This window comes from Phormidesmis sp. 146-20 (assembly GCF_052939475.1).
Genome location: NZ_JBJPHT010000003.1, coordinates 140,573 through 154,025 on the forward strand (window position 1 = coordinate 140,573; position 13,453 = coordinate 154,025).

The 13,453-nt window shown below is 46.5% G+C and carries 13 protein-coding genes and 1 pseudogene; 1 reads left to right on the top strand and 13 read right to left on the bottom strand.

The genetic code is table 11. From position 1 onward, the window contains the following. Positions 1 to 37: 37 nt before the first annotated feature. From ACKFKH_RS04100 to ACKFKH_RS04135, 8 genes and pseudogenes are all read right to left on the bottom strand, one after another. Complete coding sequence (locus tag ACKFKH_RS04100) at positions 38 to 928, bottom strand: hypothetical protein (protein WP_446856963.1); 891 nt, start codon at positions 926 to 928, stop codon at positions 38 to 40. A gap of 43 nt (positions 929 to 971) precedes the next feature. Continuing rightward, positions 972 to 1,892, bottom strand: a complete 921-nt coding sequence (locus tag ACKFKH_RS04105) for a hypothetical protein (RefSeq protein ID WP_446856964.1) — start codon at positions 1,890 to 1,892, stop codon at positions 972 to 974. Between the two features lie 99 nt (positions 1,893 to 1,991). Beyond that, positions 1,992 to 2,684, bottom strand: coding sequence for a polymorphic toxin type 44 domain-containing protein (locus ACKFKH_RS04110; protein ID WP_446856965.1), 693 nt, complete (start codon positions 2,682 to 2,684; stop codon positions 1,992 to 1,994). A 356-nt stretch (positions 2,685 to 3,040) separates the two neighbouring features. Then, positions 3,041 to 3,754, bottom strand: coding sequence for a hypothetical protein (locus ACKFKH_RS04115; protein WP_446856966.1), 714 nt, complete (start codon positions 3,752 to 3,754; stop codon positions 3,041 to 3,043). A gap of 17 nt (positions 3,755 to 3,771) precedes the next feature. Next, a complete protein-coding gene (locus tag ACKFKH_RS04120) occupies positions 3,772 to 4,647 on the bottom strand; it encodes a hypothetical protein (protein ID WP_446856967.1) in 876 nt (291 codons plus the stop codon). A 76-nt stretch (positions 4,648 to 4,723) separates the two neighbouring features. Beyond that, complete coding sequence (locus ACKFKH_RS04125) at positions 4,724 to 5,707, bottom strand: hypothetical protein (protein WP_446856968.1); 984 nt, start codon at positions 5,705 to 5,707, stop codon at positions 4,724 to 4,726. 26 nt (positions 5,708 to 5,733) lie between these two features. Next, entirely contained in the window at positions 5,734 to 6,621 is an 888-nt protein-coding gene (locus tag ACKFKH_RS04130) for a hypothetical protein (protein WP_446856969.1), read from the bottom strand. An 821-nt stretch (positions 6,622 to 7,442) separates the two neighbouring features. After that, positions 7,443 to 7,596 (bottom strand): annotated as a pseudogene (locus tag ACKFKH_RS04135) (IS256 family transposase); the annotation flags it as partial. Between the two features lie 961 nt (positions 7,597 to 8,557). Here ACKFKH_RS04135 and ACKFKH_RS04140 point away from each other — a divergent pair. Beyond that, the gene (locus tag ACKFKH_RS04140; protein WP_446856970.1) at positions 8,558 to 9,361 is read left to right on the top strand and encodes a phosphate ABC transporter permease; all 804 of its coding nucleotides are present in this window, start codon (positions 8,558 to 8,560) and stop codon (positions 9,359 to 9,361) included. Positions 9,362 to 9,414: 53 nt separating this feature from the next. On the opposite strand, the gene ACKFKH_RS04145 is transcribed toward ACKFKH_RS04140, so the two are convergent. From ACKFKH_RS04145 to ACKFKH_RS04165, 5 genes are all read right to left on the bottom strand, one after another. Next, positions 9,415 to 10,062, bottom strand: a complete 648-nt coding sequence (locus ACKFKH_RS04145) for a precorrin-8X methylmutase (RefSeq protein ID WP_446856971.1) — start codon at positions 10,060 to 10,062, stop codon at positions 9,415 to 9,417. Between the two features lie 53 nt (positions 10,063 to 10,115). After that, positions 10,116 to 10,745 carry a hypothetical protein gene (locus ACKFKH_RS04150; protein WP_446856972.1) on the bottom strand — a complete coding sequence of 210 codons (630 nt, stop codon included), beginning with the start codon at positions 10,743 to 10,745 and terminating at the stop codon, positions 10,116 to 10,118. 345 nt (positions 10,746 to 11,090) lie between these two features. Then, positions 11,091 to 11,600, bottom strand: a complete 510-nt coding sequence (locus ACKFKH_RS04155; RefSeq protein ID WP_446856973.1) for an aspartyl/asparaginyl beta-hydroxylase domain-containing protein — start codon at positions 11,598 to 11,600, stop codon at positions 11,091 to 11,093. A gap of 20 nt (positions 11,601 to 11,620) precedes the next feature. After that, complete coding sequence (locus ACKFKH_RS04160; protein ID WP_446856974.1) at positions 11,621 to 11,833, bottom strand: hypothetical protein; 213 nt, start codon at positions 11,831 to 11,833, stop codon at positions 11,621 to 11,623. Positions 11,834 to 11,896: 63 nt separating this feature from the next. Continuing rightward, positions 11,897 to 13,453 (bottom strand): WD40 repeat domain-containing protein (locus ACKFKH_RS04165; RefSeq protein ID WP_446856975.1); only part of this gene is annotated, 1,557 nt, incomplete at its 5' end.

Sequence of the window (13,453 nt, forward strand, 5' to 3'; positions counted from 1 at the left end):
CGATCGAGGTGAAGTCATTTTTGGCGATCGACAAACTCTAAAGTTTTTCCAGCGATTCCTTAGCGTCTGACAACAACTGAATGGCTGTTTTGCAGTTGTCATTCGTTAATTCTGTACCGTCTACTAAAGTTCGACCAGCATCCACAACACTGGAACTAGCAGTCTCAACGGCACTGTTTAGCTTACCCATGAGTTCTTCTAGCTGTTGAGCATTGTCTTCAAGCTGATCAAACAGGGTTTCCTGCCCCTGCCCAACTTGCTCCATTAACCTCTGCATGGACTGTTCAATACCATCTCCCACTGCCCGGATTTGCTCGTTGAACTGATCCACGATGCCATCCAAATGATCAGCTAAACCAGTAACACTATTGGTAATTGCCGGAACAGCTTGATCTGAAACAACTCCCTCAAAAGATTCGGTCTGTTGGTCGAGTTCAGTTTGAAATCCTTGTAGGTCGCTATTAACCGTTTGAAGCTCTTGTAAGGTTTGTGTGACTGCCTGTTCTAACTCAGTGCCAATGTCTTTTTCGTCGAGGTGGTTCAGTGCGCCCTCAGCCTCTTGTAAGTCTCCTTCTAACTCAGGAGTTAGTTCATTCAATTTGTCATCAACGGCAGCGATCGCTCCTTTTGTATCCTCCAACTCCTGCACTAATTCTTGCTGAACGGTGTCGATCTTTTGCTTGAGTTGCGCGATCGTTTGCTCGACAGAATCCGCTTCGGCAGTGAGTTCGCTTTTGCTGGTGGTGACTTGTTCTAGAAGTGATTGTGCCTGATCACTAAACTTAGCCCAGGCTTCCTCAAGCTGCTGTTTGAAGTTTGTGAGTTCTGTTTTCGTGTTTTGCAACTGGCTATGAGTTTGGTCTACTTCATCGAGTAAAGCAGACAACTTTCCGGTTGTTTCCGCTGCCGCACTTTGAAAATCTGCCATCGATCGTGTCTCCTAATAACTGATAGGGTTCTCGCCTCAAACGCTATGCCCACGGAAGCGCAAATTTATCTGCTAGTTCACGGGCATCATCGACACCCTTTTGCAGTGGTTCAATGAGTTCTTTGAGTTCGTCAAACTGAGCATCTAACTCCTCACGCTTTGACGAAATCTCTCCCTCAACATCCGACAGATCATCACTTAATCCGCGAATGGCTTCTACAACAGGGTCGATCGCGCTTTCAACTGTTGATTTCAGAGTCTCAACTTCTTGGTTAGCGGTGTCTAACAATCCATCCAGTTCCGTCTTTACTGCTTTGTCCTGAATATCCGTCAGTTGCGTATCTAGTTCTTCGATGTCGGTAAAGGCATCCACTACTTCCTGAACTTTACTGTCTATTTCTTTCTGTGCCTGATCGAGTTCGTCTGTAAGCTGACTAACTTGAGTGGTGAGCGTAGTTTTTGCGGTTTCGATGCCCTGTTGGACTTCTTGAATTTCTTGAGCGATCGCATCCACGACACCATCCAACTGTTCTTGGCTAGATTGCACTTTGCCCTGTGCCTGACTCAGCATCGTTAAAGCATTTTGCCCCGATGTTCCAATGGAATTTTGCCCCTCTTCTAGATTTCCCTTGAGTTCTGTCAGCTTTCCTTGCGCTTCTTGAAGCTCTGTTGCTAACTCATCCTGTGCTGCGGAAACTTCACTCTTCAAAGATTCAAATTCACCGTCTAGCGATGACACTTCTTCAGTGAGTTGCGATCGTTGATTCGACAATTCTGTTTGCAAGCCATCTAACGCCGTTTCAACCTGACTCAGCAGATCTGCTACTTTGTCGTTCATATCATCCAGATGGGTTTCCAGTCCATCTACCTCTTCCTGAACTGCCGATAGTTCTTGAACCAAGAGGTTCATTTTCTCTGGCACATCTGTGGCTAGTTGTTCTAACGAACTGGTTGTATCGCTCATAATAATCTCCTCTCGATCAATGATTAGAAATGCTAGTCTCGAAAATCGTCCCCTTGGCAAGTGCAACTAGAGGTAATTCGTTCAATTTCATCCGCTTACCTATTCTCCGTTCCATTTCTCATCGTCAGGCGTGATAACAGCAGTATTTTCTTCAGTCTGAAGTTGCTTGTACTCGTCTGTGTGGTCAATGATTGCTTGACGTAACTGATCCTCAGTTAAATTGGAACCATGTTTTTCCCACAATTCCATCCCAATTCGCACACTTAAGTCATCAGATGGCATCCGACCTCCGTCTGCAAGGTCTGCTCCCCCTCTTAACTCAATGGGAGAAAAACCTGCGGCTCTACCAACATATCCATAGTGAATATTAGACCAGATGTCATAGTTATATTCATCTTGACTGTTGCCTTCGATGGGAAAATACCAATCCTCATCCCCGGTAGTTCCAGGTTTTTTATCTGGATTCAGCCCTAGCTCATCTCTCAACATTGGTTTGTGATCCCACTCTCCACCGGATCTAACTCGATAAGCAAATTCTGCTAGTGCAGGGAGTGATATTCCTGTCCCACTCAAACTATTAAAAAAACGCATTTTATCGATATCATCAAGATTGCTGATCATCTCTTGATGCATACGGAGAAGAGCTTCATCAGATCGTGAATAATTAAGCTCATTGATGACTTGAGAACCTTCGATAATCTGAGAATCTCCAGGTCTGGGCAGCGAATCTTTCGCAGATTGAAGTTTATTTTTAGCTTCGTTGATGCGAGTCATCAAATCATCTGCGTTCATAATTCAGATTTCCTCTTTAATCAACATGAACCCACGAATTTGTACAGCTTCTACCTAACGACGTTTTAACTTGACTCAGCAGATCTGCTACTTTGTCGTTCATCTCATCCAGATGGGTTTCCAGTCCGTCCACTTCTTCCTGAACTGCCGATAGTTCTGAACCAAGAGATTCATTTTCTCTGGCACATCTGTGGCTAGTTGTTCTAATGAATTCGTTGTGTCACTCATATTTGATTACCTTACTTTGACTTCTGGACGGAAAGATTCTTGTTCTGAGATGAAATCGTCGTGTTCTAAACTCGATAGTTTGCTTTCTGACACGGAAGTTTTGTAGTAAGGTTGGCACTGCCACCCTACTAGCTCAAGTGAAGCTCGCGTTCTGCCTGAATTCGACGTTCCTGATGCTGAGGATTATCCTCGTCAAATGGATCTTCCTGAAGAATCGCCATAGTTCCTCCGTGCAAATCATATTTTTCTACGCATGTGTGTAAGTTTGTAAATCGTTCACGTCCTAGAAGTTCAATCATTTGTGAACCAAAATAGGTAATCCATTCCATTTCAATCGGGTAAGATCTGAAGTCGGCTGTTCTAAGATACTTAGGATGTTTTGATCGATGAATGGATTTACGATCATAGATAGAGGCATGATCAGCTTGAAAAACTGAGATAAGCTCAGAAAGCAATTCCTTGAGACTTGAAAGCGTAAGAGTCTCGGACTGTAAATGTTTGCTTGAAAATTTTAAGTTGATAACATTGGGTGTAGGGGTTTGTACTAAGTGAATAGTGCTAGAAAACTCAATATCGTTTTTTCCACACAAGCGAATGACAACAAGGGTTTGATCATCATCAAGCTTTTCTACTGTTGGTGCATTCGACCTCCTGAAAAGTTCTTCATACACTGATTCGATATTAAGTTGATCAGCGGAATCTAGTGGAATAGTACTATCATTTCCAGTGTAAAGTACTGCTGGAAAAACTAATCTGTTTACCTCAGGGCAAGCTAGCACTGATTTGACTACATCCACTTGTTGAGGGCAAAAGGAAAGGATTCTGACAATGTAATCAACCATTTTTTCCACCTTGCAAATTAGGGTTTATGAACAACAGTAATATCTATACCTCGATCACGGAAAGTCTCCTGTAGTGCCTGCGCTGTTTCTTCACTAGCCACACGCCACTCTATTTGTACATCTTCACGGTCAATACCACTGTGTTCTATTGCGGTAATTTGCCGTTGTGCTTGGGGTACAGCTCGTATTTCTCGCCCGAACTCTGAGTTATAGATGCTGTTTTCACCTGCGTTTTTAGCGTCTAGAAGCGTTATTTCACCATTTGGTGCATACTCTATCCAATCAAACTCTGTTTTGCCCGATGGTGCTGTAGGATTTTCTAGGTAGACACCCAAACCTGGCCTACTGCCAGTAACTCGTTCGTCATATGCTGTATCGGCGGCATTGCCTTGACCTGGAGGAGAAGACCCATAGTATGCACTATCTAGCCCTGGCACTCGAACTCCGTCTGCTGGTTCTGGATCTCCAGGTCGTGGTGCTGGTATTCCGCCCTCAGAATCAAACACCTCACCAACATCATCTAACACCTCACCAGTATCATCTAACACCTCACCAGCCGCATCAAACGCCTCACCAGCAAAATCAAACTCATCACCAACACCACCTAAACCAACCTCATCGAACACCTCACCAATATCATCTAACACCTCACCAACACCATCTAACACATCGCCAACCTCATCGAGCACCTCACCAACATTCTCTAACGCATCACCAACCTCATCGAACGGATCACCAAACTCATCGAACACCTCACCAACTATATTATTCTGGGCATTCTCAAGACCCTCTCCAACATCGGGAAAATCTCTGGTTTCTCCTAACATTTCTTTGGCTTTCTGATAGCCACTTCTTGCTTGCTCAATCCGAGCCATTAAATCTGTTGCACTCATGATTGAAATTTTCCTTAATGCAATGAACAAATTTGAATCAGAGAATCATTCGTGCTCAATTTAGAGGGACGATCGCTTAACCAACCATTTCTTTAACCATTTCATCGGCAGCCACCAAAACGTTTCCAGCCGTAACGATGTCATGAACGATCGGTTTGATCTCATTCGCGACGGACAAGCCATCCTCAAATGAAGTATTAGCTTCGTTTACTTCGCTGATTAGTTCATCAGTTGCACTGTCTGCAACATCATTCACAGCCTCTTCAATCCTGGTTTCATACTCGTTCTCGCACTCATCCGCAAGGTCAGAAATCACCTCTGAAACATCCTGTTCGTACTGATCAGCTAATTCTTCGGCTTCTTTGCTGAACGCTTCAAACTGTTCTCTCAGACTGGTTTCGCAACTATCAGCCGTTGTTTGAATTTCGCTGGCTTGCTCTTGACGCAGATCTTCACTGAGTTCACTGAAGCCTGTTTCAATTTCCTCCCGATGAGTTTCAGTAATATCAGTCACTAATTCGTCCAGATCGCTGTCCAACTCTGACAATGGCTCAACTTGCTGCTGAAACTCCGCAAGCCCCTGATCCAGGGTTTGAAACGCCTGTCGTGTCTCCTCGATCGATTGGGTCAGCGCATCCTCTAGTTGACTAATTGCATCTGCTGTCTGAGCCAGTGCTTGTTCTACTTCAGCGGCTTCTGCCTCAAATTCTGGGATAGCATTTGCCACTTCTTGAAACCCCTCTTGGAGTTCGTCGATCGCTCCTCCCGCTTCCTCCAATCCATTCGTAGCTTCCGTCACCGCTTGCTGCCACTCATCCAACTCTTGAATAACTTCCGACTCTGCCCCTTCTAGCGTGTCCTCTGCCTGCTGCAAACTCTGCTCTAGCGCATCCAGATGAGCGTCGATTTCATTCCCCTGACTTAGGGCATTGCTCTCCGATTCCACCTCCGAACACGCATCTTTTAACTGTGTGGAGACTTGCTCAAGCACACCCGACAATCGCTCCAAACTCTCAACAGTTTCCTCAACGTTCTGATTAAGCTCTACAACTTCTGACATCCCTCATCTCCTTTCAAACTAAAGGGTTAACCGAGTTCTTCTTCAACGGCTTCCAACACGGGCACGATTTCTTGAATCACAGAAACTGCATCACCAGCGCGATCGATCACTTCCCCAAACTTGTCATTCATACGCTCACAGTCGTCAGTTCCCGTCTCACCCGTGTTGGCAAGAGCCGTCGCTAACTTCTGGGCAGAAGTCGTAATTTCGCCGCCAATCTCGTTAAACTTCTCTTGAATTGCAGTCATCGCCTCATTAGCAGACGTGGTTAGCGCTGTATCTATCTGGCTTAGTTGAGTGCTGCTTTCTTGCACTAGATGGTCAAAATCCTGCTGTAGGGTTTGCAGCTTTTCGCCCACTTCTTGCGAGAGCGAGTTAAATCCTTCCATTAAGTTAGTTCTACGACCTTCAAATTCGTTTTTAGCGGTTTCAACGGTGTTCCCCAATTCCTCAACACCCTGAACCGCCTCATCTTCTAAACCATCTACATCCACTTCAAATCCTTGCGCCTGTTGAGTCAACTGATCCAAATCTTGTTGAATCTCCCCTGCTTTCGACTCAACCTCCGTCAGCATTTCTTCTGCGCGGCTTTTTAAGTCGCCCAACTGAGTTTGAACCTGATTGGCAAATTGTTCAAGCTGATCCTCAAGTCCTTCCGCCTTTTGTCGTAGCTCACCGAGATCTTCTTTCGTCGTTTGTAGCTCCGTCTCTAGCTTCTGATCCAACTCCACTAGCTGATTGCCGATCGTTTCAAACCCTGAGAACACTGCTTGTTCTTTCTCAGCGAGGTTTTCCACTAAGCCAGTTGCAAGCTGTTCTAGCTGATTCACTTCGCTCAAGGCGGTGTCTGCTTCTTGAGAAAGCACTTGCATCCGCTCTAAATTTTCGTCAATTAAGGCAGTGATGTCTGGCATAAGCATGACCTCATAACAGTAGATGTCAGTCCGTTGTTACTTCTCACGTTGAACCGTCTGGTTTATGCATCTCTGAGCGTGCTTTTTCTCAAAACTTCTGAAAAGTTTTACACTAACTTCAGCCCTTATTTACATCTATCTCGACATCGGGTGATATTTCCCTACAACTGTTACAAAAGTTCAAATTCATGCGATCGCATCGATAAGCTCAACAAAATCTTGAAACGCTAACCCGTCTGCATATCGGCAGCTTGGTCAAAACTACAAAAGACAGTTGTGTCGCAAAAACATTCTAGTGGTCGAAAACTGTTGTCGTTCGCATTGCCCTAAGTCAAACGTTTGGCTTAAAGATGGTTTTCCAAGCCCTCACAGTATCCTGACCGATTTCCACGTCTGTTGTGTCACCGTTCTCCCACTTCAGTCGAATTCGCATATTTCCATTAGAAGCTTGGGACTGGGTGAAGGGCAAACGCCGAGTATGTAAATCCTGGAGAAACCGCCAATGTGTTTAAGGCGGCAACAAACATCGGTAGCAATTTCATACACAGTCTCCTTTGTAACCATCAAATGATGTACCGACAGTTTAGTTGCACGATCGCAGATCCACCTTGAACCCAATCCAGTGATTCCGATGAAACGATTTACAGCCACATCAAATTTCTATCATTCATCTAATTTTGATTGGAACGATCAGCGATGCCGTTGTTCCTTGTCATTCATGAGTTCGATCGTAGATGAGTTATTCTCAGAAGCCATTCGTTCTGCATACAAACTCGATTGATCGATGAGCGCAAGCTGGATTGCGGGAAAGTGCAACCGGAGGATTTTGGGTCGTGTTTGGCATGATCGCGCTCCACCACTATGCAAAAAACGGTTAGGCAACTCAATTAATTTGGAAACGCACCCATCTCATCGCACTTAGCACGAAACTCGCGGAACAAATGCTAGGTGATTGGTAGTCCGAATATGGCAGTGATTCGAGGCGAACAATTTCTTCCAGAACCGTGGGGTTGTCTAGAATGTCTAGCAGATCACCAGTTTGGTCGCTGAGTTTCGAGCCATATCAACCCTTGAGTCAGTCCTTCAAATGCGATCGCATAAGCTTCAAAGCGAACAGCTTTGCTGAAAAGGCAACGTCAGAAACAGATCATCGCTTTTTCATTGCCCAACTCCAAAAGTCGTCGCCCTGTCCCAATTCATGCAGGATGTCTCGTCAAATGCCCTCAAAGTCCTCCACATGGCGCTGCTGCATTGAACTAAAGTTGAGCTTGACTATGGAATGACTATCGTAGTGATTGACAAATTTGAAACCCCTGTTCTAAAACTCAAGCTTTGCTATGCCTTCAAAAACCCCTCGAAACTTTGGGGCTTCTTTTTGTCACCAAGATCATCTTCCTTTACATCAACGGATGGACAGACCCCAAAGTTCTGCAAATCGTTTGCGACTTAAGGTGGGAGAAATTGAAAATGCCTGTAAGCCTCACGATGTCGCAATTTGAATAAGCAAATAGTTAACAATGGACAAATAAGTAATTAATCGCCACACAAATAGACAAAAAATTGCCTGACCCCTAAAAGCCCCCAGGATCAGGCAGACTACCTGTAAGGACGCTTTTCTTTTGAAAAACCTAAACAAACTTAGTTGCCCCCTAGTTGCTTAGTTCTTTCTGAGCGCGTTCCTCAGATTTGATCCCATTTTCGATGACAATCCCTGACGGCCCCTCACGAAAAGTACTCGACTTTGCGAGCATTTGGATTCGGCAAAAGGCTAAGAATCGGTAAAATTTCGCTCTTCACGAGTCAAGGAAAGCCTCAAGTCTGAAGGCAGAAATTGGGAGACGATCGCTCACCTTTGACCGATTGCTGCCCATTTTGAAATTTAGACTCCAAAATGGGATTAGGCTAATGTTGTGGTCAGGTTCTATAATTCGCACTCATGCTGATTCCTTTAAGTCGTCAAAAGTTTGAGCAACTCATCCCGGTCGTTGCGACAGGTGCCCAGTACAAACACGCCTGGGGTAAGTTTCCTAGCTTTTTGAGGCGAGTGTTGATTTCGATCTCTGCGCTGGCTTGCATTCTATTTATTGGCTGGCTGCTGCCGATCGACTGGTTGAGTGGAGTTCGCTTTTTTTTAGGGCTGTTTGCCATGACCTATTGGCTGTGGAGTCCCGTTTTGGAGGCGAGTTTGCGAAATATTGCCTACCGTCGCTACAAGTTTGCGGGATTTTTGCGGGGCGAAGTGGCGGATGTGTACATCTCAGATGAGTTGATTGGTCAAGAAGAGAACGTAAACAATACCGGGGATCTGGTAATCGTCGAGAACCGAGAGCGCAAAATCAATGTTGAAGTGGTGGATGAGACAGGGTTTGCCACGCGAATTCAAGCTCCGCTCAAGCGAGAACATCAGGCGATCGCACCCGGTGACACTGCTGAGTTGATGATTTTGTCGAACCGATCGGACTTGAGCAAAATTGCCAGAGTTACAGACGTGTTTTTGCCGCGCAACGGCGTGTGGGTGAGTGACTATCCTTACCTGCGGCGAGATGAGTTTGAAGCGGTGAGTCGGCGGCTGGAGCGAGAAGATTATGGCTTTGAGGCAGACGATTTGACTGAACCGCGCCGACGATCGAATGCTGACTTTGAGGATGCGCCCAGAAGGACTGTGCGAGGAAGTTCGCGAAAGCCGAGTGGTCAAAAGAGACGACCTGGTAATTTATCTCGTCGGCGATCGGCAGACTAGAAAAGCGGTTTAACCTGCGAAGGTCAGTTTTATTCTCATTTAATCTGTAGATCCTAACCAACTCCGTTGCTTTCTCGGCCGTATGCCTGCCACGCTAAATCAACCAATCCATTGACGATCGCTGCTGCCACGACTGCACTACCTTTGCGCCCTTCGGTTCGAATGTGGGGAATGAGCGAATCGTTGAGGCGAGCTTTTGCAACATCGACATCGACAAATCCAGAAGGAGTCCCGATCACCAGCGCGGGTTTGATTTCTTCGGCTTCGATCAGTTCGACCAGGGCAGAGAGTGCAGTTTGAGCCTGACCGATGACAAAAATGCCTTCTGGGTAGCGTCTTGCCAACGTTTCGATGCCCCAGGCGGCGCGAGTTTTTTCTTTTTGAGGACGGGTCAGCGCCTCCATGCTGCAATAAATCGGATTAGCAAAGGTGTTTTGAATGTTGCTGGTGATGCCGACTTGCACCATTGGGACATCAACGACGATCGTCGTCCTGGCGGCCAGCGCGGCCGCTCCCGACTGCAACGCTAACTCTGAAAATCGAATCAGCGATTTGTACTCAAAGTCAGCCGTGGCATAGATCACCCGTCGCACAATTTCATACTCTGCGGGTGAGAACGCATGGTCGCCAATCTCACGATCGATAATTGCTAAACTCTGGGCATCTGATGTGTGCCACTCCATAAAAATTAAGCCATACATTTGAGGTGGGTCGTATCCGCTTACAGCTTATCAGGTTGTTGCCATTTCAGCGTTTAGTCGCTCAGAACGTCTTGCAGAAACTCAGTCAGCGAGTGGGATTGGAGGTCGGTGATCACCTGAGTATGCACAATGTCAAATTTTGCACCTGTTGATTTAAGGTTGTCATCCAGAGCCGCCAAAAAGCCTCTCGCGATCAGATCGTCGCCCAGTTGAATAAAGCCAATTCCCAATTCAGTATCGTGGTCAAGCTGGTTGGCCGTCTGGATCAGGAGGCGAGAAATAGCCATACGATCGCTCGGTTCGCCGTCGATCAAGATCAAAATCATTTCACCGTTGGGCTTGGTCTGCTGGGCAGCTTTGCGGATGAAAAATTCGTGCAAAATGGTTTGCAAAACTTTTAGCAGGTCGATCGTGGCGGGGGGATAGTGCGCCTCAAAAATTTCTGTAATTTGACTGGATTTGACGTGTTTGTAGGATTTGAACTGCTCAGACTGACGGCGATCGGATAGGTAAAGCGTCAGTCCATCTGGGTCAAAGGTTTCGCATTTTTGGGCAAGCGTCAGGATCGCGTCGTGAGCATTTGACCAGCGTTGCTCATATCCGGGTGGTTTCTGCAACAAATCGGAGCTAGTTTTGGCAACGACGATCGTATAGTCGCGGTCTTTGAGTAGTGCTTCAGACATAGTTTTGACTAAGTAGGACAATCCCCAGACTGAGGTTAGGCTAGTCGATCGCAAGGATGGGGATAAAGCTAGTGATACCCCGTTGGAGTCATCAACTCACCATTTTGGCGATCGTCTAACCGTATAAAGGAATGCTTCAACAGTTCCCAGCGATTTCCCAGATTTTTGAGTGCCCAATGCGGAAATTGAGTGCGATCGCAGTAGCATTTTTTATCAAATCGAAGTCAATTTGATGGAGTTCTTTCGCTTCGTGAATGAGATTTCTGCCCCCCAACTTCCATATTTTGGGAAACTTCAAGATAAGAATTGGGTCAAGATCTTTCATTCAAAGGGAGAAGATGAGAACTAGCGAATGATCTGGAAACCGGGGGGAATTTTGAAATCAAGTAATAAGATATCTCTGGGACGATCGCTCAAGTTCCAGGCTTCATGTTCTGAGGTGTCGTCAAAAACCAGACATTGACCATTTTGCCATTGCTCAATGTCGGACGCGACTCTCAGAGCGCATTTTTCAGGAACAGACAATCCCAAGTGACAGCGCAATACATTACTCGGTTTGCCCGAATGCGGAACAATGTGGGCCCTTGCTGCCAATCGAGAAAACCCTGCGGTCATCATACCAGGAACGGATTCGATCAGTTGGGCTGTCTTGGGACAAAGTTCACAATTAATATCAATTTTGACTCCCAGAAAATACATGCCAAAAATATCCCAGCCTGTCTTCTTTTGCAGTAGATACTTTTCGGGATAGGGAATAAAATCTTTGGGGTCGAGTTGAGTTAATTCGGTTTTAATGGTGTGCCAATTGGCTTCGAGTTGATGAACAAAGTCAAATTGATGTGGGTCGTAATACATGGGATTTTTTCAAGAATGAGTTAGCGATCGTTGGGTAAAAAAGGCTTCCAAAAGATTAGCCCAACTACAAAACGAAGGCGATTCCAACTGCCTCTAATTCGACTGGAGACGCGCCACACAAAGACAACAAATGCCCATCCCATGCCAATTTCCTCCCACAAGCTCGATTTGTATGGCTCGACAGGAGGCGGCACTAGTGGATTGATTTCTGACAAATTTTGCTGATCACTCATCACTCACCTTCTGATTGAATCCCAGGTTATTGAGATTATCATTCTAGCGAGGTCTCTGAGAATTCAGCGTTTGGATCGAGGAAGGGAATTGCAGAACTGGCGATCGTCCTGGTTTGCTTTCACATTCGTCGTTAAATAGTCACGTAGCCAATCGCAACTTTGGGTCAGTAGGGCATCCAGGTTCAGTTTTTCTAGATTCCACAGGGTAACTCGGCGATCGTCGCTTGAGGTTGCCAGCGTTTTGCTATCAGAACTGAAACTTAAGCCAAACACACTATCTTCGTAGCCTGTGAGAATCGCCACCAAGCTGCCGTCTGGTTTCCAGAGTCGCACGGTGCGATCGTCGCTGGCAGAAGCAATTAGTTGCCCGTCGGGACTAAAACTCACATCATTGACAGTGTTGGAATGTCCGCTCAGGGTTTTGACCAGGGTGCCGTCTAGCTTCCAGAGTTTCACTGTCCAGTCTGAACTGGCGGAAGCAATCAGTTGTCCATCGGGACTGAAACTCACGCTTCGGACGCTGGCCGTGTGTCCTTGCAGAGTGTTAACCAAGCTGCCGTCGGGTTTCCAGAGTTTGATGGTTTTGTCACCACTGGCAGAGGCAATGAGTTGTCCATTGGGTCTGAAGCTGACACCAAACACTGTATCGGTGTGTCCAGCAAGGGTCTTTGAGGTGCCGTCGGGTTTCCAGAGTTTAACGGTTTTGTCAACGCTGGCAGAGGCGATTAGCGCTCCGCGCAACTCCGAAGGAACCGTACCATCGGGACTAAAGCTAACACTATTAATGCTACCCTGGTGCCCTTTAAGGGTTGTAATCAGCGTTCCATCTCGCTTCCACAGTTTCACCGTGCTGTCTGCGCCTGCCGATGCCAGTTTTTGCCCATCGCGACTAAAGCTGACTGCATAAACTTGATCACGGTGTCCGGTAAGCGTTTTGACCAAGTTGCCGTTGGGTTGCCAGAGTCTCACCGTGCTGTCGATGCTGGCAGATGCAATTAGTTTTCTATCTGGGCTAAAGCTGACGCTTTTCACCTCTGCCGTGTGGCCCACAAAAATGCTCATCAGGGAGTTAGTCGGGTGCCACAGTCTCACGGTTTGGTCTTGACTGGCTGAGGCGATCGTCCTTCCATCGGGGCTGAAACTTACGCCATTCACATAGCTACTGTGTCCGACTAAGGTTGCAGCTTTGGTGCCGTCTCGTTTCCACAGCGTCAAGGTTTTGTTAGCATGGGCAGCGACGATCATCTTCCCATCTGGGCTAAATGCGACTCCGTAAACGGCTCTACCTTCTTCTTCTTGCAGTGTCCTAAGAGGCGATCCATCCCGTTTCCAGAGTTTGACGGTGCCATCCAAGCTAGCCGAGGCAATCATCCTTCCGTCCGGGCTGAAAACTGCCTCTGAGACAGTATTTTGGTGTCCGGGGAGGGTTTTGAGCAGTGTGCCATCCCGTTTCCAGAGTTTGACCGTGCGATCAAAGCTAGCCGAGGCAATTGTTCTTCCATCGGGACTGAAACTTACGCCAAAGACCTCTCCTTGATGCCCTTTCAGCGTGGCGATCAACTTTCGGGCAGCGACGATCATCTTCCCATCTGGGCTAAATGCGACTCCGTAAACGGCTCT